Genomic DNA, 23,340 nt, shown 5'->3' on the forward strand with positions numbered 1-23,340 from the left:
GGCATAATGGTATCCCTGTCCTTTCCTACTTTACACGAAAAAGAATGAAAATACAAGCGGTCATGAATTTTTCTTCCTTTCTTTCACCTTCGCCTCCAGGGCTTCTACCACAGTCTTTAACACCCTGACTCTTGCATAATACTTGCAGTTCCCTTCTACGACCACCCAGGGCGCATAGGTTGTGGAAGTTCGGACCAGCATTTCATTGACCGCAGACTCGTACTGGTCCCATTTCTCCCGGTTCCTCCAGTCCTCTTCCGTGATCTTCCACCGCTTTGCCGGATTTTCCTGGCGTTCCTTAAAGCGGCGTTCCTGCTCGTCCTTGTCGATGTGAAGCCAGAACTTCAAAACCACAGCCCCTGCATTCGCCATGTGGGCTTCCATCTCATTGATTTCCTGATAGGCCTGCTTCCATTCATTCTCACTGCAAAAGCCTTCGATCCGCTCCACTAAGACACGGCCGTACCAGGTCCGGTCAAAGATGGCGATATGACCTGCCTTTGGGACATGGTTCCAGAAACGCCACAGGTAATGATGGACCCTTTCCATGTCATTGGGCGCTGCGGTCGGATACACCTTATAGCCTCTGGGATCCAAGTGGCTGGTGAGCCGCCTGATGGCTCCGCCCTTTCCGGCCGCATCCCAGCCCTCAAACCCCAGAACCACAGGGATCCTCAAGCGGTAAATCCGGCTGTGCAGGAACTTTAATTCCTCCTGCAGCCGGTCGATTTCCTTCTTATATGCTTCCTTTGTCATGGTCCTGGTCAAATCCACACCGGACAGAACGCCGCTTTTAAATTTTTCGGAGCGGACCGGGACTTCTTTTTCCTTTCTCTCTCCCCGAAGCTGCCTCTGTCTTAAGGCATCCTCCAAACAGTCCGCCACATGGGTCATGATCTTGGCCGAGGCAAAGTCCTTGTCCGTGGCTTCAATGATGGTCCAGGGTGCACAGTCTATATCGGTCTTTTCAAGCATCTCCTCGCAGATGCCCAGAAACCGGTCATATTCCCCATTCCTGCGCCAGTCATCCTTTGTCACCCTCCAGCTTGTCTCTTTGGAACTTTGAAGCGTTTTGAAGCGTTTCTTTTGTTCTTCCCTGGAAATGCAGAGAAACAGCTTTATGATGACCATGCCATCATCCGTAAGCTGCCGTTCAAAGGATTCGATATCATGAAATGCACCGGGAAGGGCTATATCCGGAATCCTGCCGTCGAACCGTTCCATCGTCACCTGCCGGTACCAGCTCCGGTCAAAGAGGGCGATTCTTCCATGGGCCGGAAGCTTGGTCCAGAAGCGCCATAAAAACGGACGCATCTGTTCCTCCTCCGTTGATTTATCATTGGCATACACATCAAAGCCCCTGGGGTCAAGAGCCTGGATCAGACGGTTGATCTGGGTCCCTTTCCCCGAGGCCCCCATGCCCTCGAACACGATCATGACAGGAATTCCGGCGTCCTTGCATTCCCGCTGCAAAAACCCCAGTTTTTCACTCTGTTCCTTTCTTGTTTTTTTGTAGGTTTCCTTGTCTATCCTTTTTGATAAATCAATCTTTTCCAGCATAAACCGTCCTCCTTTCCCGAAACAGTTAAGCTTAAAGCTTTGCAAACACCTCTGCCACCTCCGGCATGACCTGGCTGATCTTTATCATCTGCGGACACTCTTTTTCACAATGACGGCATGCCCTGCATCCTTCCGCCCGTATGGACATGGCCTCATACCCGGCCTTTGCTTCTTTTTCCCGGTGGGCGGCGGTCATGTTGTAAAGGGAGAAAATTTCCGGTATCTCAAGGCCAAACGGACACGGAATGCAATAGCGGCAGCCGGTGCAGCCAACCAAAGCCATGGAATCAAATACTTCCTTTGCCTTCTTATAAACCTGCTTCTCCTCTTCTGTTACCATTCCAATATAACTGCGGTCTGCAAATAAAAGATTTTCCTCCAACTGCTTTTCGTCGCTCATACCGCTTAAAAGCAGGCTCACTTCCGGCTGGTCCCACAGGAAATCAAGGGCATATTCCACGGCCGTCTTATCCTCCGGGAATACCTTTTTTACATGATCCGCCGGATTGGCCAGCTTACCGCCGAGAAGCGGTTCCATGATCACCACTCCAAGGCCCTTTGAAGCCGCTGCTTTCAGTCCCTTTTCTCCTGCCTGATGCGCAAGATCCACGTAGTTATATTGAATCTGGCAGAAATCCCATCCATCATAATATTCTAGGATATCCTGAAACACATCATATGAATCATGGAAGGAAAAACCAAGATATTTTATTTTCCCTTCCTCCCTGGCTTTTTCCATTCGTTTTACAAGATCGAACTTCTTGACCTTTTCTTCAAAACGCTCCCGGCTTAAAGCGTGAAGCAGGTAAAAATCAATATGGTCTGTCTGGAGCTTCTCCAGCTGTTCCTTTAAAATTTCATCAAAATCTTCCGGCTTTTCAAGCTTCCATACCGGACATTTGGTAGCTAAATAAGTTTTCTCCCGGTAACCATCCTTTAAAGCTTCCCCTACGATCCGCTCGCTTTCTCCCTGATGATACGGATATGCCGTATCGATGTAGTTCACCCCTTCATCGATGGCATGGCGGATCATGGCTGCCGCCCGTTTTCCATCCACATCGTTTTCATGAAGAACCGGCAGCCTCATGGCTCCAAACCCGAGAGCCGACACTTTTAATCCTGTTTTACCAAAATCACGATACTGCATAGTTTTCCTCCGCATGATATTTTTTACGGCCATTTTACCGGCCGGCAGATGAAAGCAAATACTCACTTCGTTCGTACTTGCTTTCCTTCCCATAAGTATCAGAAGCAAAAACTGCTCCTGATAATACTCCAGAACTTCGTTCTGTCGTTGACTTATGAGGTGAAAGCAAATACTCACTTCGTTCGTGCTTGCTTTCCTTCCCATAAGTCACATTGTATCACATTTCGTTCCTGTTCCAAAGTTTTTTTTGGATGAAAAAAGGAAAAACAGGATGCCAGGCATCCGCCCTTCATCCTGTCTTCCTGTTAAACCTCAGTCATGATAAATATATCATAAATAGCCTTGATCGCTTCTTCAAAATCTGCATTCTTCACGCCAATGATGATGTTCAGTTCACTGGATCCCTGGTCGATCATCTTTACATTGACCCTGGAATGGGCCAGAGCGGAGAAGATCCTTCCGGCTGTCCCCCTGGTGGCCTTCATTCCCCGTCCTACCACCGCGATCAGGGCTAAGTCCGATTCCATTTCCACAAAATCAGGCTCTACCGCCCTGTGGATGCCTGCAATGACGGACTGCTCATACTCTTCAAATTCAGACTGGTGGACAAATACGGTCATGGTATCAATTCCGGACGGCATGTGCTCAAAGGATATGCCGTACTTTTCAAATACTTCCAGCACCTTTCTGCCAAAACCGACCTCAGCGTTCATCATGGCCTTTTCAATGTTGATGGAACAGAAGCCTTTCTTTCCTGCAATTCCCGTAATGGTGTAATGGGGCTTGCGGCAGGTGCTTTCCACGATCAGGGTCCCTTTGTCCTCCGGCTTATTGGTGTTGCGGATGTTGATGGGGATCCCCTCTTTCCTTACCGGAAAGATGGCATCCTCATGAAGGACACTGGCACCCATATAGGCGAGTTCTCTTAACTCCCGGTATGTAATGGTCTCGATGACCTCTGGATTCTTGATGATCCTGGGGTCAGCCACCAGAAAACCGGAAACATCGGTCCAGTTTTCGTACATGTCCGCATGAATGGCCTTTGCCACAATGGAGCCTGTCACATCGGAGCCGCCTCTGGAAAAGGTCTTGATGGTTCCGTCATGCCTGGATCCGTAAAAGCCGGGAATGACCGCATTTTCCACATGCTCCAGACGTTCGCCAAGCTCCTGATCGGTGAGCTCTGCCTCAAAGCTGCCGTCTGCATCAAAGAAAATCACGGAAGCCGCATCAATGAATTCATAGCCTAAATATTCTGCCATGATCATGCCATTTAAGTATTCTCCCCTGGAAGCTGCATAATCACGCCCTGCCTTCTTAAGGAAGTTCTCTTCAATGGCTGCAAACTCATGGTCCAGATTCAAATTCAGGCCAAGCCCGTCAATGATTTCCATATAACGTTCTTCAATCTTCTCTAAAATCTTTTTGTAGCTTTTTCCGTCTGATGCTGCGTCATAACACTGGTATAACAGATCTGTGACCTTTTCATCCTTGTCGTTTCGTTTCCCCGGCGCGGATGGAACCACAAACCGTCTGCTCTTATCCGCGCGGATGATATCTCCCACCTTTTTAAACTGCTTTGCGCTGGCTAAAGAGCTTCCTCCGAATTTCACAACTTTTTTCATAGCGTCTTTCTCCTCTGATACAGGTTATTATCTACACATTTAACGGAAATAATATCCTAATTGCCATCAGCTGTCAAGTATTTTTCAAGGAGTATGCATAATTTTCCATTTTTATGCATAAAATCGCTTTTCAAGCAGCATGTTTAAAATCTTCCCATTGGCCAGGCTGTTCTTTTTATCCGACTCTTCCACACGCAGAGGACCGCCGCTTATGCTGTTATATTCCCCGCAAACGTCCACAGCAAGGACCGGCGCTTCCCCGTTTATCGCATTCCATACCATATGAAGCTGCTTGAGGGTCATGGTCCCCTGATCCCAGTCCGTGGTCAGCTCATCCGGTGAGAACGCATCTTTATCAATGGATAAATACACAGGCTCATGGAGCTGCCCGGCAAAATCGGAAAGCCAGCCTTCCCCGGAAATATCCGTTTCCGCATACACAGTCACCCTGTTTTGGTACCTCTCCTCAATGGTCCCTGCCAGTTCATCGGAAACACCAAGCATAATCACATTCTGAAGGCATTCCTGATCCTCGAGGGACTGCCTGATCCAGCTGCCGCAGGAAAGCATCCCCTCAAACCGGGGCGGTATCATATCCGTGTGGTGGTCAAGCACCACCAGACTGTATGGTTCCTGCTGTTTTTTCATCAGTGCATAGCTTAAATAGTGAAAATTTCCGCCGTCAATAAACCGGATGCCTCCGTCCACTTCCTTTGCCCGGTCTTCGATCACCTGTAAGGCTTCCTCATCACAAAAGCCGTGAACCCCGGAAAGGTCCGTGCAGTCGATCCATTCATGAGGAATCTCCCTGTAAAAATCCTGTCTTCTGTAAACATCGGAAAAATTAAATATGGTTACCGGCTTCATTTTACCTCCAATGCCTGTTGTTAAGGTGTTACTGTTTCCATCACTTTGCTTTCTCCTGTCACGGTGATTCCGTTTTCCTCCAAAAGCATTGCGGTCACACCGCTTCCGGGAATCTTTTTCCCTGAAAACGTACCATCGTAAATGATCCCATGGCCGCATGACGGACTGCGCTCTTTTAAAATGGCCCGCTTGCAGCCGTAGAGCCTGGCAATTTTCAAAGTTTCTTCGGCGCCGCGCATAAAACAGGCTGTTACATCCTTTCCCGCCTGATTGACCACACGGATTTTTTCCTGACCGTCTTCTTCATTCTGAGCCAGCCTTTCCGCCGGCTCTCTGGGCGTTTCTAAGCCTCCTAACTGCTCCGGACAGACCGGTATTAAGTTATAAGTCTCCATAAGCCCAAGCACGTCTTCATTTCTGCCGTTCCTGCCGTCATAGCGGCAGTTGACTCCCAGAAGACATGCGCTTACCAGAATGTTTTCTCTTTTCCCGCTCACGTTCCCGCCTCCTTCCATAATTCCTACTGTACCAAAAAATGGAAAGGGGTTCAATCCCTTTTTCCGGATTGAACCCCAAAAAGCCGTATCAGTTCCTGTGTTCCATGATTTCATCAATGATTCCGTAGGCCTTTGCCTCTGCTGCTGTCATAAAATGGTCACGGTCCGTATCCCGGTCAATTTCCTCCGTGGTACGGCCGGTATTCTCCGCCATGATCCGGTTTAAACGCAATTTATCCTTTTGCAGCTTCTCCGAAAAAATCGAGATATCAACAGCCTTGCCGCCAATGCTCTGAACCCCGGGCTGGTGTATCATGATCTCTGCGTTTGGAAGGGCAAACCGCTTCCCCCTGGATCCGCCGGCGAGAAGGAATGCTCCGAAGCTCGCTGCCACACCGATGCAGATAGTAGATACATCACAGCGGATGTACTGCATTGTATCGTAAATGGCAAGCCCTGCCGTTATGGAACCTCCCGGACTGTTGATATAAAAAGAGATATCCTTTGACGGTTCTTCGGATTCCAGGAATAAAAGCTGTGCCACGATCAGCTTGGCGGATTCGTCGTTCACCTCATCTCCCAGGAAAATAATCCGTTCCTTCAAAAGGCGGGAAAAAAGGTCATAGCTGCGCTCGCCTGCCGCAGTCTGTTCGATGACATAAGGTACAAAGCTCATGCCGCACACCTCCACAATCCGGCCTGTTTCTGCACGATCTCCCTGGCCCTTAATTCTTTGTGAATCCCTGCTTTTCTGTATGTATGGGGCGTACACCCATAAGCCTGTTTAAATGCCAGCGTGAAAGCCTGCTGGGACTGGTAAGCTGCCTCCCACGCAATGTCTGCAATGGAAGCCTTCTCCTGCACCAGTTTCCTTGCCGCCTCAGTCAGCCTGCGTTCTCTTACGTACCGATGAAGGGTACAGCCCGTCACTTCGGAAAATACCCGGTTCAAATGAAATTTGGAATAGCCGGCATTATCCGCAATTTTCTCCAGGTCCAGTCCTTCCTCCAAAGACAACCGGGCTTCCACATAGCCGATCACTTCCTCAACGATTTTTTTCTTATCTTCCATCATTCTATCCTCCATGATCTGTTGTCATTATAACAGCTTTCCGGCATGCTGTCTTAATAAAAAATGCTATGTTCTTCATTGCCGGCGGTTTTTTAGAAAAATTCCGGAAAATTGTTATAAAGGCATTTGAAAACAAAGCTGACGGTATGGTATACTTGTTAATTATAAATATTTACAGACCAGGGGGCAATAATAGGATGGGCGGATACGGCTGCTTCGGACTTGGGAAAATACCGATGAATTACCATACAGAACAGGATAGGATCGATGATTATGATGAAATTTTATGAAGAGCTGAAGCAGGCGGATAAGGATAAAAATCTGATCAGCCTGTCAATAATAGAAGGGCCCGGTTCCGGGTCAAAGGCTCTCTGGTGCAGCGGCAAGTTTCTTTATAAGCAGGGAAATGAGAATGCATTTGATGTTTTCTCAGAGTCTTTAATAAATATAGACAAAACCCAGATCATAAAATCAGGGGACAGCCGCTTGTTCTGTGAATTCGTAACAAGCGAGAAGCATATTGTTGTATGCGGTGCCGGGCATATTTCTATCCCCATAATCAAAATAGGCAAAATGCTGGGCTTTCATATTACGGTGATCGATGACAGAATGTCTTTTACCAATACTGCAAAAAAAGAGGGGGCAGATACGGTCCTGTGCAAACCTTTTAAAGAGGCCTTAGGTGAAATACAGGGAAGTGCAGATCATTACTTTATTATTGTTACCAGAGGACATCGGTTTGACCAGGAGTGCCTGTATCATATAATAAATAAGAAAAATGCTTACATCGGCATGATCGGGAGCCGGTCAAGAGTAAGGATCGTAAAGGAATTTCTGCAAAGCCGGGGCATAAGCAAAGGCCTGCTTGATCAGGTCTGTACGCCCATCGGATTAAAGATCAATGCCCAGACGCCGGAAGAAATTGCCGTAGCAATTATGGCGGAGATCATTCAGATCAAAAACGAAGGCAAAAGCGGTTTTGGATATCCGAAGGAAATCATGGACGGACTTACTTCTGCGGAATTATCAAAGATGCCGAAGGCACTCGTTACCATCGTTTCAAGAAAAGGCTCCGCACCGCGGGATGCCGGTACGAAAATGCTTGTGATGCTGGATGGGAGCAGCATCGGAACCATTGGAGGAGGCTGTGTGGAATCCGAGGTATGCGGCATTGCAAGAGAGGTTGCGAGAGATAGAAAGCCGGTATTAAAGAAAGTTGATATGACTCCGGACACCGCAGAAGACGAGGGCATGGTATGCGGAGGAACGGTAGAGGTTTATATTGAGCCCGTTCTATAGACCGGTCATGTTCTCGCTTTTAATCCCTACTGATTTTATAGAAAAAGACAATGACATTTTCCGGAAAATATAGTATACTCCAATAGAGGGATTAGAACGAAAGAAAGGAAGGCTGCATCATGTACTGTGTAAAAAATATTAAAGACGACTTGTTCTGGGTTGGCGGAAGTGACCGCCGTCTCGCTCTGTTCGAAAACGCTTACCCGATTCCAAAAGGAATTTCCTATAACTCGTACGTCCTGTTAGATGAGAAAACCGTACTTTTTGATACCGTTGACCGCGCTATCACCGGACAGTTTCTGGAAAATGTGGAAGCAGTTCTCGGAGGACGGAATCTGGATTACATCATCGTCAACCATATGGAACCGGACCATTGTGCCACGTTAGGCGAGATCGTCCGAAGATATCCGGATATCAGGGTGATCTGCAATGCCAAGACAATACCGATCATCAACCAGTTTTACGAATTCGGCGTTGATTCCAGAGCCGTCATCGTAAAAGAGGGGGACACCTTCTGCTCAGGGAAACATACCTTTACTTTTTTCATGGCCCCTATGGTTCACTGGCCGGAAGTCATGGTTACCTATGATAATGCGGACAAAATTCTGTTTTCCGCCGATGCATTCGGAACCTTCGGTGCCATGAACGGAAACCTGTTCGCCGATGAAGTCAACTTTGAACGTGACTGGCTTGATGAGGCCAGAAGATACTATTCCAACATCGTAGGCAAATACGGTCCGTCTGCCCAGACGCTTTTAAAGAAGGTCACTGCTCTGGATATTCAGATCCTCTGCCCTCTTCACGGGCCTGTATGGCGTTCCGATATCGGCTGGTATATAGATAAGTATTTAACCTGGAGCAGCTATGCGCCGGAAGAAAAGGCTGTCGTGATCGCTTACGGCTCCATTTACGGCAATACGGAAAATGCGGCCAACATCCTGGCATGCCGCCTGGCAGAAAGAGGAATCCGCAATATTGCCATGTACGATGTTTCCGTGACCCATCCATCCGTCATTATTTCAGAAGCGTTCCGCTGCAGCCATCTGGTATTTGCTTCCGCCACCTATAACGGAGGAATTTTCAGCAACATGGAACACCTGCTCCTGGACATGAAAGCCCATAATGTGCAGAACCGCACCGTTGCCCTTATGGAAAACGGTTCCTGGGGCATCATGGCCGGTAAAAAAATGACGGAAATCCTTTCAGATATGAAAAATATGACCATACTGGATCCGGTCGTTACGGTCAAGTCCTCCGTGAAAGAGGATCAGCTGGCCGAAATCGGAGCTTTGGCGAATGCCATTGCAGAATCCTTAAAGTAATTCCATAAGAATCCCCCGGTTGTTTGACATTTCCTGCAGTCAAACCAACGGGGGATTTCGCCACTCCCTGATTTTAAAGCCACTCCGTTACCTTGTCCGTAAAACAGATCCCATCCAGATGATCAATTTCATGACAAAAGCACTTTGCCATCTCATCAGTCCCTGTCAGGGTGATTGTCTCCCCATTTTCATTCAGCGCTTCCACGACCACGGTCCTGGGACGTTTCAGTTTTCCCACCTTATCCGGAAAGCTTAAACAGCCTTCTATCACTTCCTGCTCACCTTCCGCCTGCCTGATGACCGGATTTACCAGCTTGATCAAGCCGGTGCCCATGTCAATCACCACCAGACGTTTTAAGATTCCCAGCTGATTTGCGGCAACGGCCGCTCCATTGGGGGTATTAGAAAGGGTTTCTGCCATGTCGTCGAGAATTTCCCGGATCCGGTCGTCTACCGCTTTTATTTCCTTGCATTTCTTTCTCAGTATTTCATCGCCTTCATATCGCATGTTCAGAATTGCCAATGTGTTTCCTCCATAATCATATTACTCTTCTTTTCCCTTTATTTTAACAGGCCTTTTATAACTGTGCAATCTGAACATTACTTTTTACTACAAATTTTGCATATACATTACTTTTAAAGATCCGGTTCTTAGCCATTTGTACAGGAATCTGCTCTTAAGGAGAAAACGTTGCAATATAAAATATCTATATTCTATTATTTGCTATCATCTACACTACAGTTGCTCTTCCAATAGCCAGTCAAGAACATTTTTCTTTTGAATCCCTTCATAATCAGCAGTACCGAATACCTCATCCAGTGTCAACAAGTATTTAGGATAATTATCATTTATTCTACGAAACGGTGCCAGCTCCCTTTTCAGCGTTTCTTCCTCCAGCGTCGTTGCCGATACCTGGTAATAGCTCGTACTGTCCGTTCCGCTGGCTACGAAATCCACCTCACTGCCATCATCAAGCTGCCCCACAGAAACCTCATATCCGCGTCGGAGCAATTCAAGATAGACGATATTCTCAAGAATGTGGCCGATATTTTTCTGGGGGCGCTTTTGGGGAACAATATCAAAAGGCTACGGGATATGGATACTTCCATACCGGCTTTTAAAAATTTCCTTGCTGGTTCTGCTAATACTCTTTCCGCTGCTGTATTGGAGAACAAAGATGAAAAAAGCGGCGGTTTTGAAGAATATACAATTCAAAGCCACCGCCTGCCTTTTTTAAGTGAGTTTACAGAAGGTAATTACACCATTCATGTTCCTCTCATCAACCATCTACTGTAATACAAACTCCGCCCGGTTCTCCGTATCACTGCTGTCCCCGATCCAGACAAAAAATTTCCCTTTTTCACTTTTAAATTTCCCGTCTATGGTATAAAACTTAAGCATTTCCTCCTTAATCTCAAACTCCGCTCTTCGTTCCTCACCCGGTTTTAAGGTCACCTTTAAAAATCCTTTCAGTTCCTTCACCGGACGCACCACGCTGGCAGCCACATCCCGTATGTAAAGCTGTAAAACAGCCGTGCCTTCCATGTTCCCCACATTCTTTACCTGAACAGAAGCCTTTAAATTTCCGCCTTCCTGACTCATGACGCCACTGCTTAGAGAAACCGGAGAAATCTCAAATTCCGTATAGCTCAAACCATATCCGAAGGGGTAGAGCGGCTCATTGGGAATATCCAGATAACGGGATTTATAAAAGATTCTGTCCTCCTTCCCGGAGCACGGTCTGCCGGTTGCATACTGGTTATAGTGAACTGGTGTCTGTCCGGTACAGTAAGGAAAGCTCATGGGTAATTTTCCGGATGGATTATACAGCCCTGTCAGAACATCCATGATGGCATGCCCTCCCTCCGTTCCGGGCATCCACACCTCCAGAACTGCCGCAGCCTTTTCTGAAACCTCCCGTAAATCCAGAGGTCTTCCGCTGAATACGACGGCTGCAACACGGCCATTGACTTCACATACCTTCCGAAACAGCTTCATCTGAACTTCAGGAACCGTTATATCAGCGCGGCTTGCGGCTTCCCCGCTCTGCAGCCGGTGTTCTCCCATGCAGAACACCACTGCATCAGCCTCTCCTGCTGCTTTAAGAGCATGCTCCTCCATCTCTCTTTTGCTGTTCGTTTCAAAGTCCGTTTTTTCCAGGCTGTTGCAGGGAATATCAATGCCGTTACGGTTTAAATTCTCTCCGCCATCCAGGATTCCGCTTCCCTGACAGAATACAACGTTACATCCAGGCAGTATTTCCTCCGCCGCCTGGCGGACAGTCACGGCATCCTCTGCCCTTCCCGCAATGGCCCAGGCGCTGTGCAGCTCACTGTTATCCACATAGGGACCGATAAACGCGATCTTCATTGCAGGATCTAACGGCAATATTGCTTTCCCGGTCTTTCCATCTTTTTTATTTTTTAACAATACAAACGATTCTCTGGCTGCTTTTCTTGCAAGTTTTCGGTGCTCATCACAGAGAATCACTTCTTTTTCCCTGGCTGCATCCGCATCTTTATAAGGATTTTCAAACAGCCCAAGCTTATTCTTTAAACGCAGAACCCTCATGACCGCCTCATCTACCAGCCGTTCTCCCACTTCTCCCTGTTCCACCAGTTTCATTAAATATCCACAGTAAATACCTGTTACCATGTCGATATCCACACCGGCTTCCATAGCTTTTCCGGCCGCTTCCTTTTCATCCTCGCAGAAGCCGTGGGCAATCATCTCTTCAATGGCTGCCCAGTCAGAAATCAGCACACCGTCAAAGCCCATTTCTTCTCTTAAAACTTCCCTAATCAGCCACTGATTTCCGGAAGATGGTATCCCATTTAATGTATTAAAAGAAGTCATGACCAGCTCGCTGCCTGCATCAATTCCCGACTGATAGGCCGGAAGGTAGAATTCCCGGAGCGTATGCTCTGAAAGCTCTACATTGTTATACTCCCTTCCTGCTGTCGGCGCCCCGTAACCGGCAAAATGCTTTACGCAAGCTGCCATACGGTCCTTATCCCCTGCATGAGAGCCCTGGAATCCCCGAACCATGGCCGCGGTCAGAGTACTGTTTAAATAAGGATCTTCTCCCGTTGACTCCATGACACGTCCCCACCTTGCATCCCGTACCAGATCTGCCATAGGGGCAAAGGTTACATGTACCCCGCTGACTGCAGACTCCCTGGCGGCAGCCTGTGCACATGCCTCTACGATTTCCGGGTCAAAGGCAGCCCCCTGAGCCAGAGGCATCGGAAAGACAGTCCGGAGGCCGTGAATGACATCCAGCATAAATAAAAGCGGTATATGATGAGGCTGGTTCCTCATGTATTGATCCTGAATGGAACGGATCGTTTCTGCTCCATAAATCCCAAGAACACTTCCTGCCTGTGAGATCTGTTTTTCAGTAAAAGGACTGCCGTCCAGCCCCCCGGTCACTGCCGCGGATTTTTCATAATAGCTTCCCGGAAGCTGCAGCAGCTGATTAATCTTTTCCTCCAATGTCATATCATTCAATAGTTCTTGTAGCTTTTCCTCTGTCATGGTATACTCCTTCCCAACCTTTTTCTCTTATTATCCCAGATTTCTTCTGTAGAAACAAGCGGTTAATACTATTTTTTTCCATGGCAAATTTAAAAAGCTGGTTCTTACACGGCGCAATAAAAGATATCAGAACGCCTTCAGCCCGATCCCGGCATTCTCTAAGCTTTCCCGTATTTTCTTCACAAATTCCAATGCTCTTTTCCCATCCCCATGAACGCATACGGAATCAGCCTCAATGGAAATATCACTTCCGTCTATGGCTTCTACCTTCCCTTCCCGCGCCATGCGGATCACCCGGCTGACCGCCAGGTCTTCGTCTTCTATGACAGCCCCTTTCTGGCTGCGGGGGACCAGGGTCCCGTCCCTTTGGTACGCCCGGTCTGCAAAAACTTCGCTGGCACAGGAAATCCCCAGTTCCTTTGCTGCCCGGAGCATCTCACTGCCGCTTAAAGCCAGGAGGACCATGCTTTCATCCACCTCTTTGATTGCCTGGCAGATGGCCTTTGCAAGTTTATAATCCTTCGCAGCCATGTTGTATAGGGCCCCATGGGGTTTTACGTGGCAAAGCCTGACTCCTGCCCCGTCGCAAAACGCTTTCAGGGCCCCGATCTGATACATGACACCGGCCTTTGCCTCCTCTGGAGAAAGACTCATATTCCGCCTCCCAAATCCCGCCAGATCCGGAAATCCCGGATGGGCACCGGCCCGCACTCCATGCTCCCGGCACAGGGCTACGGTTTTTTCCATGACCAGAGGATCCCCTGCATGGAAGCCGCAGGCAATATTCGCTGACGTAACAAACGGAAGGACTTCGTTATCCATTCCGATCTTATAGACCCCGAAGCTTTCTCCCAGATCACAGTTTAAATCAATGGCTGGCATGAACACCGCTCCTTTCCTCTCTTTTACTCCGTTAATACTTTAATTCCGCATTTTTGATATCCGTAATAAACATATGGCCCGGAGCATGGGTAATGACAAAGGAAGGCCTGCTGTTCATGACTGCGGCCTGGGGCGTAACGCCGCAGGGCCAGAATACAGGTACCTCTCCCTCCCTTATGGTCACCGGATCTCCGTAATCAGGCTTTTCGATGTGACGGATCCCAATGGCTTCCGGATAGCCGATCTGCACCGGAGCACCATGTACCCTCGGCATGGCAGCAGTGATGGCTGCGGCCGCCGGTACCTGCCTGTGGGGAATCGGCCGCATGCTGACCACCATATTTCCGGAAAATATTCCGGCAGATGCGCAGGGAATCTTTGTATTGTACATGGGAACATTGACCCCTTCCTCAATCTGCCTCACCGGTATCCCAGCCTCTAAAAGCTCTGTTTCAAAGGAAAAGCTGCATCCGATCAGAAAGCTTACAAGTTTTCGTCCGGTTTTCTGGTAATCATCAAAAATCTCTGATACATCCGTATATTCTCCGGTACAGATTCCGTTTTCATATATCCGGTACCTGGGAATATCCCTTAGGATATCACTGCCCTCTGCGGTCAGGGGAAATGTCCTGCTGCCCGCATCCGACACCTCCAGAAGGGGACAGGCCCTGGGATTTCTCTGGCAGAATAAAAGAAAATCCAAGGCGAGTTCCTGGGGAAGAACCACCAGATTTCCCTGTGCGTAGCCGCCGCACATACCTGTCGTAGGACCGTACAGGATCCCTTCCCTGATCAGCTGCCTTACCTCTTTCGGTTTTCGATCCATGTATTCCATGCTCATACTCTTTTCCTTCTTTCCTGACAACCGTGAAAAACCTGTTTCAGCCGTTCCTGAAACTCCCTGAGTTTTTTTTCTTCCTTTCGGGCGGCTGCAACTGCCTCTTTCGGAGTCACATACTGAAACGTCACCCAGTCCCCTGGCCTTAACTGGGCCAGAGCTGGAATATCCGTACTGATTACCGTAGCAATTTTGGCATATCCGCCTGCAGTCTGGTGATCTGCCATTAAGACCATGGGAAGCCCGGAGGCCGATACCTGAACGGAGCCTTCTACAATTCCGTCGGAAATAATGTCTGCCCCCTTTTTCATTTCAATAGCCGGACCTTCCAGCCTGCACGCCATCCGGTCACAATCCCTGCTCAGGCGGTAAGGGGCTCTGACAAAGGTCTTAAGCCCGCTTTCCGTAAATGCCTCATCCTGAGGTCCGGCAACTGCACGAAGCAGTATAAACCTTTCATTGCCGTAATAACGGCAGGGATTCCCGGGCAGGCGGAGCCACGGCTCATTCACATCTATGGAGAGATCCGGCTCTCTTCCCTTAAGCATTTCTTTCAAATGCCTGGCCTGTTCCGGCGTTTTGCCATTTTCCAGAACATCTCCTGCACGCAGCGGCCTCCCGCCGAATCCTCCCATCCGGCATTTTAAATTGGTGGAACGGCTTCCCATGACAACAGGAACCGATATGCCGCCGTATACTGCCATGTAGGTCCGCAGGCCCCAGACCGCAAATCCCAGTGTCAGAATGTCTCCGGCTTCTGCCAGAATGGGGCTGTACATGGGAACCGGATGTCCGTTCAGTGCCGGACTCATATCCGCACCTGTAAGGGCGAGGATCTCGTCGGAGGTAAAACGGATTTCTCCGCCGTTTAAGGTAAACTCCACCACTGCCGCCTGCTCCGGTTCTTCTAAATTTCCAGCCAGCAGATTGGCAAGTCTCATGGAGTATTTGTCACAGGCTCCGCTTTCCTGAAACCCCTGGTTTAAATATCCGCTTCTTCCCTTGTCCTGCACGGTGGACAGGGCCCCCGGCAATAGGATCTCAAATGCCATATCCGTCACCTCATTTCCTGTTCCCGGCTGATTTTATCAAAATCCGTCCGGCTGATGGGTACAAAACGGATGGAATCTCCGGCCTCATAAAGCGGTTTTCCCTCATGCTCGGGCTGAAAAAGCCGGTATGGAGTGCGCCCGATGAGCTGCCATCCGCCGGGGGATTCCATGGGATAGATGCCGGTCTGTTCGCCGCCGATTCCCACGGACCCTGCTGGAATCCCGGTCCTGGGCGTTTGGAGCCGGGGTGTAAAAATACGCGCATCCATTCCTCCCAGATAAGGAAACCCGGGAAGAAATCCCAGCATATAAATACGGTAGTCCCTGCCGCAATGAAGCTTGATCACTTCTTCTTCCTTCATTCCGGCATGCTCTGCCACAAAGGACAGATCCGGCCCGAAGCTTCCTCCGTAACAGACCGGAATTTGCACAAGCTTCCCGGCTGATTTTCCCCCTTCCTCCAAAGCTTCAGTCAGGCTTAACATGGCCTGGGACACAGTGTCAAAATCGGTTTTCAAAGGGTCATAACAGACCAGAATGGAACAAAAGGCGGGTACTGTCTCCAGAATTCCTTCCATATAAAATTCTTTTATTTTTTTATTCAATTCCATGACCTTCCGGTTGGTAGTCTCGCTGATGGAATCTCCCAGCTCCACCAGAACGGCACGGTCTCCAACCGCCTTTATTTTTACCATGCCTTATCCCCTTTCCGCAAAAAATCCCTTTTTAAGCACCGGTCCGAACCAGTGGTCGGAATTGCGGGAATAGCGGACCGCATAGTCGGTACACTGGCGCATCAGGCTTACAATTCCGGTATTCATCCGGATGTTAAAGCCGTCAATACCGGGAAGTAGGGAGCCGGTCATATCGATCAGTCCGCTTCGGGATGCCACCCGCATGACCTCTTCCTCCATCTCCTCCCGGTGAAGGATCTCCATATCCCGCTTTAAATAGGCCAATGCGGCCATGAGTCCATAACATCCCCAGTCCGAGCAGGTGGCCGTGATCACGTGATCAGCCCCGCTGGCCGCCAGAATTCCGCCTCCGCAGCCGCATATGCATTCTTCCGGAGCCGTAAAGGGTACGTATTTTTTAATGTGCCCGGCTATGGCCCCCATGCCGATCTCATTTCCCAAATCACCGATGGCAATGTTGAGAATTCCTCTTAAGCGAAGCATTTCCCACAGAACATCGGTCTTTGCTTCCAGTTCGGACACATCCTTTCCTGCTGCATTGTGGTAAACGCCCCTCTCATTGGCACCGGGGGCCTCCACTGAGATGACTGCGGAGGGAACTGCTTCCTTTAACAGCCATTCCGCTTCCATCTGCGCCCGGGCCGGATTCTTCGTAAAGGCCAGAACTCCCATGCTAAGGGGCAGCTCCCGGACCGTCTGCAAATCCTCATATACGTGCAGGCCCACGACACCGGCGCATTTCCTGACGGCTTCCATACAGTCCTCCGGACAGATGATGACCGGTTTCGCACCAAAGGCCATGACAAGGGAACGGGCCAAAAGCATAGAGCTTACCATACCATCCATCTCAGGTTCTTTATGAGGCAGAAGCACAAATCCGGTCAGGATGAAAACAAGGTCATTTTCCCGGACCGTTTCGCACAGCTTCCCGGCCGCCCTCATAGTCAGAGGTTCTCCCATTTTTTTACGGCTTCCGGCATACAGAATCCGGCATACGCCATACCCCCTGGGATCAAGATTCATTAAGGCGTCCAGATTTTCTCCTACATTCCTTTTTTCCAGTTCAGCTCTCTCCATACTCACTCCTAATCAAATATGCTCTTCTTTCCCGTATACGCCAGATATTCCTCAATTACCGCATTCTGGATCCGCTTTAATGTCGAGGTGTCTCTGCCTCCCACCGGTTTTCCATCCACCTGCCCGGCGTAAAGGAAGAAGTTGGAAGAAGAGGTCACCAGGATTTCATCCGCGTCCATTAACTCGGAAAGGGTAAACGGCCGCTCCAGAACCGGAACGCCGAGCCTGTAACAGGCGGCTATCATATGGGTCTTTGAGATGCCGCGCAGGATCAGATTGTCATTGGGATGGGAAAGAAATATACCGTTCTTTAATATAGAAATATTGCTGTGAGCGCACTCCGTCACCACATCTCCCCGGTGAAGTACGGTCTCATCCGCCCCAAGCCTTGCCGCTTCCTGGGAAGCCATGACCGACGGAAGCAGATTTAAGGTCTTGATATTGCAGTGCAGGAACCGGGTATCCTCTCTGGTTATTAACTTGACCGGCACCTCCGGGTCCCGCAGTTTATTGGGCCGTATCATGACCCATAGCTTTCCCATCATATCCTCACAGTAAATGTGGTTTCTGGCCGCTGCCCCTCTTGTCACCTGCCAGTAGACAAAATGGGTTTCTCCCTCTACCCTGGAGAGAAGCTCTGTCAAAAGCTCTCCCAGTTTTTCTTTTTCCATGGGAATCTTAATGTCCAGAGCCCTTGCACTGGAATAAAAACGGTCCAGATGATCCTTCAGTAAGTAAACCCTGTGATTGCCTCCTACGGTTGCATCATAGACACCGTCTCCAAAAAAATGTACCCGGTCGTTAAAAGGAACCGTCAGTTCCTCAGGCGTTCCGATCTTTCCGTCATAATAAGCAAGTTCTTTCATACGTTTAGCCTCCTATTGTCCCAGATATGCCTTTTTTACCCTGGCATCCTTTAACAGCTCCCCTGCATCTCCCTGAATGGTGATCTTCCCCGTTTCCATGACATAGGCCCGGTTGGAAATGGATAAGGCCATTCTGGCGTTCTGTTCCACCAGAAGAATGGTGATGCCCTTTTTATTGACCTCCCTGATAATGGAAAAGATCTCCTTAACCAGCAGAGGAGAAAGGCCCATGGATGGTTCATCCATAAGGATCATTCTGGGCTTTGCCATCAGGGCCCGGCCTACGGCAAGCATTTGCTGTTCTCCCCCGGATAAGGTCCCGGCAAGCTGCCTGCGCCTCTCCTTTAACCGGGTAAACCGTTCAAACACATCGTCCATGCTGGCTTCCATGTCTTTTCCGTCGGTAAAGGCTCCCATTTCCAGATTTTCCTCTACGGTCATCTGGGGGAAAATGTGCCTGCCCTCCGGCACATGAGCCAGCTTAAGGGTGATGATCCTGCTGGGCTCTGTCTTTCTCAAATCCGTCCCGTCGAAACGAATCTCTCCGTCATCCGCTTTTTTAAGCCCGGAAATGGTCCGGAGTATGGTGGTTTTTCCCGCTCCATTGGCTCCGATGAGGGAGACGATCTCCCCATGGTGTACCTCCATGGAAACATTGTGTATGGCTTCTATGGCGCCATAGGACACTGCCAGATTTTTGACCTCAAGCATCCTCCTCCACCTCCTCTTTTCCCAAATACGCCTCGATAACCTTCTGGTCATTGGCGATCTCCTCCGGCGTCCCGGAGCAGATCGTGGTACCGAAATCGAGCACCTGGATCCGTTCACAGATTTTCATGACCAGACTCATATCATGCTCAATGAGAAGGACCGGGATCCGGAATTCATTGCGGATGTAATTGATGATCTCAAGAAGCTCCTCTGTTTCCGTCGGGTTCATGCCCGCTGCCGGTTCATCAAGGAGGAGAAGCTTCATATCCGTAGCCAGAGCCCTGGCGATTTCCAGACGGCGCTGCTGCCCATAGGGCAGATTACCCGCTTCGCACTCCTCTTTTCCGCTTAAATGAACGATTTCCAGCAGCTCCTTTGCCCTGGCAGTCAGAGCCGCTTCCTGCTTCCAGTAGGCAGGTGTGCGGAAAACAGCATGAACCAGGCCATAGGACAGCTTGGCGCCCATGGCGGCCTTTACGTTGTCAATGACCGACATTTTTTGAAACAGACGGATATTCTGAAAGGTCCTGGCAATTCCCGCCTCTACGATCTGATGGGTCTTTTTCCCGTTCATGCACCGGCCGTTTAAGTAAAAGGAACCTTCCGTCGGTTTGTAAACTCCGGTGATTAAGTTGAACACCGTGGTTTTTCCGGCACCGTTAGGCCCGATCAGGCCCACCAGCTCGGATTCTCCGATCTCCATGTTAAAGCTGTCCACCGCTTTTAAGCCGCCGAAGCGGATCCCCAGATTCCGGGCTTTCAGTACCGGGACTTTTTTCTCTGCTCCTGCCATACCTATGCACCTCCTTTCGCATTTTCCTGTTCTTTTACCGCATGCCTGCTGCCTTCTGTACTTCCGCTTAAGCGCTTAAAGAGGCGGGTGAAAGAAAATTCCCACNACTCCTAATCAAATATGCTCTTCTTTCCCGTATACGCCAGATATTCCTCAATTACCGCATTCTGGATCCGCTTTAATGTCGAGGTGTCTCTGCCTCCCACCGGTTTTCCATCCACCTGCCCGGCGTAAAGGAAGAAGTTGGAAGAAGAGGTCACCAGGATTTCATCCGCGTCCATTAACTCGGAAAGGGTAAACGGCCGCTCCAGAACCGGAACGCCGAGCCTGTAACAGGCGGCTATCATATGGGTCTTTGAGATGCCGCGCAGGATCAGATTGTCATTGGGATGGGAAAGAAATATACCGTTCTTTAATATAGAAATATTGCTGTGAGCGCACTCCGTCACCACATCTCCCCGGTGAAGTACGGTCTCATCCGCCCCAAGCCTTGCCGCTTCCTGGGAAGCCATGACCGACGGAAGCAGATTTAAGGTCTTGATATTGCAGTGCAGGAACCGGGTATCCTCTCTGGTTATTAACTTGACCGGCACCTCCGGGTCCCGCAGTTTATTGGGCCGTATCATGACCCATAGCTTTCCCATCATATCCTCACAGTAAATGTGGTTTCTGGCCGCTGCCCCTCTTGTCACCTGCCAGTAGACAAAATGGGTTTCTCCCTCTACCCTGGAGAGAAGCTCTGTCAAAAGCTCTCCCAGTTTTTCTTTTTCCATGGGAATCTTAATGTCCAGAGCCCTTGCACTGGAATAAAAACGGTCCAGATGATCCTTCAGTAAGTAAACCCTGTGATTGCCTCCTACGGTTGCATCATAGACACCGTCTCCAAAAAAATGTACCCGGTCGTTAAAAGGAACCGTCAGTTCCTCAGGCGTTCCGATCTTTCCGTCATAATAAGCAAGTTCTTTCATACGTTTAGCCTCCTATTGTCCCAGATATGCCTTTTTTACCCTGGCATCCTTTAACAGCTCCCCTGCATCTCCCTGAATGGTGATCTTCCCCGTTTCCATGACATAGGCCCGGTTGGAAATGGATAAGGCCATTCTGGCGTTCTGTTCCACCAGAAGAATGGTGATGCCCTTTTTATTGACCTCCCTGATAATGGAAAAGATCTCCTTAACCAGCAGAGGAGAAAGGCCCATGGATGGTTCATCCATAAGGATCATTCTGGGCTTTGCCATCAGGGCCCGGCCTACGGCAAGCATTTGCTGTTCTCCCCCGGATAAGGTCCCGGCAAGCTGCCTGCGCCTCTCCTTTAACCGGGTAAACCGTTCAAACACATCGTCCATGCTGGCTTCCATGTCTTTTCCGTCGGTAAAGGCTCCCATTTCCAGATTTTCCTCTACGGTCATCTGGGGGAAAATGTGCCTGCCCTCCGGCACATGAGCCAGCTTAAGGGTGATGATCCTGCTGGGCTCTGTCTTTCTCAAATCCGTCCCGTCGAAACGAATCTCTCCGTCATCCGCTTTTTTAAGCCCGGAAATGGTCCGGAGTATGGTGGTTTTTCCCGCTCCATTGGCTCCGATGAGGGAGACGATCTCCCCATGGTGTACCTCCATGGAAACATTGTGTATGGCTTCTATGGCGCCATAGGACACTGCCAGATTTTTGACCTCAAGCATCCTCCTCCACCTCCTCTTTTCCCAAATACGCCTCGATAACCTTCTGGTCATTGGCGATCTCCTCCGGCGTCCCGGAGCAGATCGTGGTACCGAAATCGAGCACCTGGATCCGTTCACAGATTTTCATGACCAGACTCATATCATGCTCAATGAGAAGGACCGGGATCCGGAATTCATTGCGGATGTAATTGATGATCTCAAGAAGCTCCTCTGTTTCCGTCGGGTTCATGCCCGCTGCCGGTTCATCAAGGAGGAGAAGCTTCATATCCGTAGCCAGAGCCCTGGCGATTTCCAGACGGCGCTGCTGCCCATAGGGCAGATTACCCGCTTCGCACTCCTCTTTTCCGCTTAAATGAACGATTTCCAGCAGCTCCTTTGCCCTGGCAGTCAGAGCCGCTTCCTGCTTCCAGTAGGCAGGTGTGCGGAAAACAGCATGAACCAGGCCATAGGACAGCTTGGCGCCCATGGCGGCCTTTACGTTGTCAATGACCGACATTTTTTGAAACAGACGGATATTCTGAAAGGTCCTGGCAATTCCCGCCTCTACGATCTGATGGGTCTTTTTCCCGTTCATGCACCGGCCGTTTAAGTAAAAGGAACCTTCCGTCGGTTTGTAAACTCCGGTGATTAAGTTGAACACCGTGGTTTTTCCGGCACCGTTAGGCCCGATCAGGCCCACCAGCTCGGATTCTCCGATCTCCATGTTAAAGCTGTCCACCGCTTTTAAGCCGCCGAAGCGGATCCCCAGATTCCGGGCTTTCAGTACCGGGACTTTTTTCTCTGCTCCTGCCATACCTATGCACCTCCTTTCGCATTTTCCTGTTCTTTTACCGCATGCCTGCTGCCTTCTGTACTTCCGCTTAAGCGCTTAAAGAGGCGGGTGAAAGAAAATTCCCACTCTCCGAAAATGCCGCCGGGCTTAAAGATCATGACCAGTACCAGGACAACGGAATAGGCTAACATCCGGTATTGGGAGAACTGGCGCATCATTTCCGGGAGCGAGGAAAGGAAGGCCGCACCGATGATGGAGCCGGTCAGGGAACCGGTTCCGCCGATGATGACCTCGGATAACAGTTCCGCGGAATACATGAAGTTAAAATTGGTCGGGATCATGGCAGTCATGTAATGGGCATAGATTCCGCCGCCCACTCCGGCGAAAAATGCAGCTACCGTAAAGGTTAGCACCTTATAATACGTAACATTTATACCGGAAGCAGCCGCTGCGATATAATCTTCCCGGATGGCCTTTACCGTTCTTCCGAAGCGGCTCCGCACGTACATATACATCACCGTGACACATGCCACCATGATCCAGTAGCACCAGTAAAAGCCGGAAAGCTTCAAGATGCCGCTCATGGTCTTTCCCCCTCCTGTAATTGAAAGGTTGCAGAATAAGACTCGGATGATCTCCGCAAATGCCACGGTTACGATGGCCAGATAATCCCCTCTTAAGCGAAGAACCGGTATGCCTACCAGAACCCCGGTGATCCCGGCCGCGATCCCGCCTGCAAGCAGGGCCACCAGAAACAGGGCAATATCCGGGAGCCCCTTACCCGCCAGCGCACCGGATACAATGGCCGAGGCATAAGCCCCCACCGACACGAAGCCCGCATGGCCCAGGGAAAATTCTCCCATGCACCCTACCACCAGATTTAAAGATGCTACCATTATAATTGTATAGCATGCGGTGGTACATATTCCCTTGATATACTGGGTGGAGGCCCCAAATACCCTTGACTCAAAAAGCAGGACAAACAGGGCGAAAACAGCCAGCGCTCCAAGAAAATTAATGAAATAGGAAACCTTATACCGTTTTTCCAT

The 23,340-nt window shown here is 49.5% G+C and carries 25 protein-coding genes; 3 read left to right on the forward strand and 22 right to left on the reverse strand.

Going from position 1 to position 23,340, the window contains the following annotated elements; genetic code table 11:
- Positions 1–60: 60 nt before the first annotated feature.
- From pap to BQ9856_RS15730, 7 genes are all read right to left on the reverse strand, one after another.
- Positions 61–1,560: a polyphosphate:AMP phosphotransferase gene (gene pap, locus BQ9856_RS15700; protein WP_077611875.1), complete on the reverse strand. Its 1,500-nt coding sequence runs from the start codon at positions 1,558–1,560 to the stop codon at positions 61–63.
- Between the two features lie 31 nt (positions 1,561–1,591).
- A complete protein-coding gene (locus BQ9856_RS15705) occupies positions 1,592–2,707 on the reverse strand; it encodes an aldo/keto reductase (RefSeq protein WP_077613399.1) in 1,116 nt (371 codons plus the stop codon).
- A 305-nt stretch (positions 2,708–3,012) separates the two neighbouring features.
- Positions 3,013–4,332 carry an aspartate kinase gene (locus BQ9856_RS15710; RefSeq protein ID WP_077611876.1) on the reverse strand — a complete coding sequence of 440 codons (1,320 nt, stop codon included), beginning with the start codon at positions 4,330–4,332 and terminating at the stop codon, positions 3,013–3,015.
- Positions 4,333–4,443: 111 nt separating this feature from the next.
- Entirely contained in the window at positions 4,444–5,199 is a 756-nt protein-coding gene (locus BQ9856_RS15715; protein ID WP_077611877.1) for an arginase family protein, read from the reverse strand.
- 20 nt (positions 5,200–5,219) lie between these two features.
- Positions 5,220–5,696: a DUF523 domain-containing protein gene (locus BQ9856_RS15720; protein ID WP_235839223.1), complete on the reverse strand. Its 477-nt coding sequence runs from the start codon at positions 5,694–5,696 to the stop codon at positions 5,220–5,222.
- 88 nt (positions 5,697–5,784) lie between these two features.
- Positions 5,785–6,372, reverse strand: coding sequence for an ATP-dependent Clp protease proteolytic subunit (locus tag BQ9856_RS15725; RefSeq protein WP_077611878.1), 588 nt, complete (start codon positions 6,370–6,372; stop codon positions 5,785–5,787).
- On the reverse strand, positions 6,369–6,770 hold the full coding sequence (locus BQ9856_RS15730) for a helix-turn-helix transcriptional regulator (RefSeq protein WP_159442014.1): 402 nt from the start codon (positions 6,768–6,770) through the stop codon (positions 6,369–6,371). Before BQ9856_RS15730 ends, BQ9856_RS15725 begins: the two co-directional genes overlap by 4 nt.
- Before the next feature lie 270 nt (positions 6,771–7,040).
- Between BQ9856_RS15730 and BQ9856_RS15740 the strand changes: the two genes are divergently transcribed.
- Positions 7,041–8,066, forward strand: a complete 1,026-nt coding sequence (locus tag BQ9856_RS15740) for an XdhC family protein (RefSeq protein WP_077613402.1) — start codon at positions 7,041–7,043, stop codon at positions 8,064–8,066.
- A 119-nt stretch (positions 8,067–8,185) separates the two neighbouring features.
- The gene (locus BQ9856_RS15745; protein ID WP_077611880.1) at positions 8,186–9,388 is read left to right on the forward strand and encodes an FprA family A-type flavoprotein; all 1,203 of its coding nucleotides are present in this window, start codon (positions 8,186–8,188) and stop codon (positions 9,386–9,388) included.
- Positions 9,389–9,461: 73 nt separating this feature from the next.
- Here BQ9856_RS15745 and def read toward each other — a convergent pair whose 3' ends face one another.
- Positions 9,462–9,896: a peptide deformylase gene (gene def, locus BQ9856_RS15750; RefSeq protein WP_442855593.1), complete on the reverse strand. Its 435-nt coding sequence runs from the start codon at positions 9,894–9,896 to the stop codon at positions 9,462–9,464.
- Between the two features lie 228 nt (positions 9,897–10,124).
- Positions 10,125–10,373 carry an ATP-binding protein gene (locus BQ9856_RS15755; protein WP_235839224.1) on the reverse strand — a complete coding sequence of 83 codons (249 nt, stop codon included), beginning with the start codon at positions 10,371–10,373 and terminating at the stop codon, positions 10,125–10,127.
- Positions 10,374–10,454: 81 nt separating this feature from the next.
- Between BQ9856_RS15755 and BQ9856_RS15760 the strand changes: the two genes are divergently transcribed.
- Entirely contained in the window at positions 10,455–10,685 is a 231-nt protein-coding gene (locus BQ9856_RS15760) for a hypothetical protein (RefSeq protein ID WP_077611882.1), read from the forward strand.
- On the opposite strand, the gene bglX is transcribed toward BQ9856_RS15760, so the two are convergent.
- From bglX to BQ9856_RS15825, 13 genes are all read right to left on the reverse strand, one after another.
- Entirely contained in the window at positions 10,677–12,926 is a 2,250-nt protein-coding gene (gene bglX, locus BQ9856_RS15765; protein ID WP_077611883.1) for a beta-glucosidase BglX, read from the reverse strand. The two genes, BQ9856_RS15760 and bglX, sit on opposite strands and share 9 nt — an antisense overlap.
- Positions 12,927–13,052: 126 nt before the next feature.
- Positions 13,053–13,808 (reverse strand): LamB/YcsF family protein, encoded by a 756-nt coding sequence (locus BQ9856_RS15770; protein WP_077611884.1) that lies wholly within the window; start codon positions 13,806–13,808, stop codon positions 13,053–13,055.
- A gap of 31 nt (positions 13,809–13,839) precedes the next feature.
- Positions 13,840–14,643, reverse strand: coding sequence for a putative hydro-lyase (locus tag BQ9856_RS15775; protein ID WP_077613403.1), 804 nt, complete (start codon positions 14,641–14,643; stop codon positions 13,840–13,842).
- A 2-nt stretch (positions 14,644–14,645) separates the two neighbouring features.
- Positions 14,646–15,698 carry a biotin-dependent carboxyltransferase family protein gene (locus tag BQ9856_RS15780; protein ID WP_077611885.1) on the reverse strand — a complete coding sequence of 351 codons (1,053 nt, stop codon included), beginning with the start codon at positions 15,696–15,698 and terminating at the stop codon, positions 14,646–14,648.
- A gap of 5 nt (positions 15,699–15,703) precedes the next feature.
- Entirely contained in the window at positions 15,704–16,393 is a 690-nt protein-coding gene (pxpB, locus tag BQ9856_RS15785; protein ID WP_077611886.1) for a 5-oxoprolinase subunit PxpB, read from the reverse strand.
- Between the two features lie 3 nt (positions 16,394–16,396).
- Entirely contained in the window at positions 16,397–17,470 is a 1,074-nt protein-coding gene (locus BQ9856_RS15790; protein WP_077611887.1) for a DUF4392 domain-containing protein, read from the reverse strand.
- A gap of 8 nt (positions 17,471–17,478) precedes the next feature.
- Positions 17,479–18,336 carry an aminotransferase class IV gene (locus BQ9856_RS15795; RefSeq protein WP_077611888.1) on the reverse strand — a complete coding sequence of 286 codons (858 nt, stop codon included), beginning with the start codon at positions 18,334–18,336 and terminating at the stop codon, positions 17,479–17,481.
- Positions 18,337–18,348: 12 nt separating this feature from the next.
- Positions 18,349–19,047: an ABC transporter ATP-binding protein gene (locus BQ9856_RS15800; protein WP_077611889.1), complete on the reverse strand. Its 699-nt coding sequence runs from the start codon at positions 19,045–19,047 to the stop codon at positions 18,349–18,351.
- Positions 19,040–19,840 (reverse strand): ABC transporter ATP-binding protein, encoded by an 801-nt coding sequence (locus tag BQ9856_RS15805; RefSeq protein WP_077611890.1) that lies wholly within the window; start codon positions 19,838–19,840, stop codon positions 19,040–19,042. The genes BQ9856_RS15800 and BQ9856_RS15805 overlap by 8 nt, the downstream gene beginning before the upstream one ends.
- A 110-nt stretch (positions 19,841–19,950) precedes the next feature.
- On the reverse strand, positions 19,951–20,808 hold the full coding sequence (locus tag BQ9856_RS15810; protein WP_077611888.1) for an aminotransferase class IV: 858 nt from the start codon (positions 20,806–20,808) through the stop codon (positions 19,951–19,953).
- Between the two features lie 12 nt (positions 20,809–20,820).
- Entirely contained in the window at positions 20,821–21,519 is a 699-nt protein-coding gene (locus tag BQ9856_RS15815) for an ABC transporter ATP-binding protein (protein WP_077611889.1), read from the reverse strand.
- A complete protein-coding gene (locus BQ9856_RS15820) occupies positions 21,512–22,312 on the reverse strand; it encodes an ABC transporter ATP-binding protein (protein ID WP_077611890.1) in 801 nt (266 codons plus the stop codon). The genes BQ9856_RS15815 and BQ9856_RS15820 overlap by 8 nt, the downstream gene beginning before the upstream one ends.
- 2 nt (positions 22,313–22,314) lie before the next feature.
- Complete coding sequence (locus BQ9856_RS15825) at positions 22,315–23,340, reverse strand: branched-chain amino acid ABC transporter permease (RefSeq protein WP_077611891.1); 1,026 nt, start codon at positions 23,338–23,340, stop codon at positions 22,315–22,317.

Source organism: Clostridium sp. Marseille-P2415, assembly GCF_900155545.1.
Lineage (GTDB): Bacteria > Bacillota > Clostridia > Lachnospirales > Lachnospiraceae > Lacrimispora.

Excerpts from the sequence above, each read along its gene's own strand:
- pap (WP_077611875.1), bottom strand. The coding sequence starts at position 1,560 with ATGCTGGAAAAGATTGATTTATCAAAAAGGATAGACAAGGAAACCTAC.
- BQ9856_RS15705 (WP_077613399.1), bottom strand. The coding sequence starts at position 2,707 with ATGCAGTATCGTGATTTTGGTAAAACAGGATTAAAAGTGTCGGCTCTC.
- BQ9856_RS15710 (WP_077611876.1), bottom strand. The coding sequence starts at position 4,332 with ATGAAAAAAGTTGTGAAATTCGGAGGAAGCTCTTTAGCCAGCGCAAAG.
- BQ9856_RS15715 (WP_077611877.1), bottom strand. The coding sequence starts at position 5,199 with ATGAAGCCGGTAACCATATTTAATTTTTCCGATGTTTACAGAAGACAG.
- BQ9856_RS15725 (WP_077611878.1), bottom strand. The coding sequence starts at position 6,372 with ATGAGCTTTGTACCTTATGTCATCGAACAGACTGCGGCAGGCGAGCGC.
- BQ9856_RS15730 (WP_159442014.1), bottom strand. The coding sequence starts at position 6,770 with ATGATGGAAGATAAGAAAAAAATCGTTGAGGAAGTGATCGGCTATGTG.
- BQ9856_RS15740 (WP_077613402.1), top strand. The coding sequence starts at position 7,041 with ATGATGAAATTTTATGAAGAGCTGAAGCAGGCGGATAAGGATAAAAAT.
- BQ9856_RS15745 (WP_077611880.1), top strand. The coding sequence starts at position 8,186 with ATGTACTGTGTAAAAAATATTAAAGACGACTTGTTCTGGGTTGGCGGA.
- def (WP_442855593.1), bottom strand. The coding sequence starts at position 9,896 with ATGCGATATGAAGGCGATGAAATACTGAGAAAGAAATGCAAGGAAATA.
- bglX (WP_077611883.1), bottom strand. The coding sequence starts at position 12,926 with ATGACAGAGGAAAAGCTACAAGAACTATTGAATGATATGACATTGGAG.
- BQ9856_RS15770 (WP_077611884.1), bottom strand. The coding sequence starts at position 13,808 with ATGCCAGCCATTGATTTAAACTGTGATCTGGGAGAAAGCTTCGGGGTC.
- BQ9856_RS15775 (WP_077613403.1), bottom strand. The coding sequence starts at position 14,643 with ATGGAATACATGGATCGAAAACCGAAAGAGGTAAGGCAGCTGATCAGG.
- BQ9856_RS15780 (WP_077611885.1), bottom strand. The coding sequence starts at position 15,698 with ATGGCATTTGAGATCCTATTGCCGGGGGCCCTGTCCACCGTGCAGGAC.
- pxpB (WP_077611886.1), bottom strand. The coding sequence starts at position 16,393 with ATGGTAAAAATAAAGGCGGTTGGAGACCGTGCCGTTCTGGTGGAGCTG.
- BQ9856_RS15790 (WP_077611887.1), bottom strand. The coding sequence starts at position 17,470 with ATGGAGAGAGCTGAACTGGAAAAAAGGAATGTAGGAGAAAATCTGGAC.
- BQ9856_RS15795 (WP_077611888.1), bottom strand. The coding sequence starts at position 18,336 with ATGAAAGAACTTGCTTATTATGACGGAAAGATCGGAACGCCTGAGGAA.
- BQ9856_RS15800 (WP_077611889.1), bottom strand. The coding sequence starts at position 19,047 with ATGCTTGAGGTCAAAAATCTGGCAGTGTCCTATGGCGCCATAGAAGCC.
- BQ9856_RS15805 (WP_077611890.1), bottom strand. The coding sequence starts at position 19,840 with ATGGCAGGAGCAGAGAAAAAAGTCCCGGTACTGAAAGCCCGGAATCTG.
- BQ9856_RS15810 (WP_077611888.1), bottom strand. The coding sequence starts at position 20,808 with ATGAAAGAACTTGCTTATTATGACGGAAAGATCGGAACGCCTGAGGAA.
- BQ9856_RS15815 (WP_077611889.1), bottom strand. The coding sequence starts at position 21,519 with ATGCTTGAGGTCAAAAATCTGGCAGTGTCCTATGGCGCCATAGAAGCC.
- BQ9856_RS15820 (WP_077611890.1), bottom strand. The coding sequence starts at position 22,312 with ATGGCAGGAGCAGAGAAAAAAGTCCCGGTACTGAAAGCCCGGAATCTG.
- BQ9856_RS15825 (WP_077611891.1), bottom strand. The coding sequence starts at position 23,340 with ATGGAAAAACGGTATAAGGTTTCCTATTTCATTAATTTTCTTGGAGCG.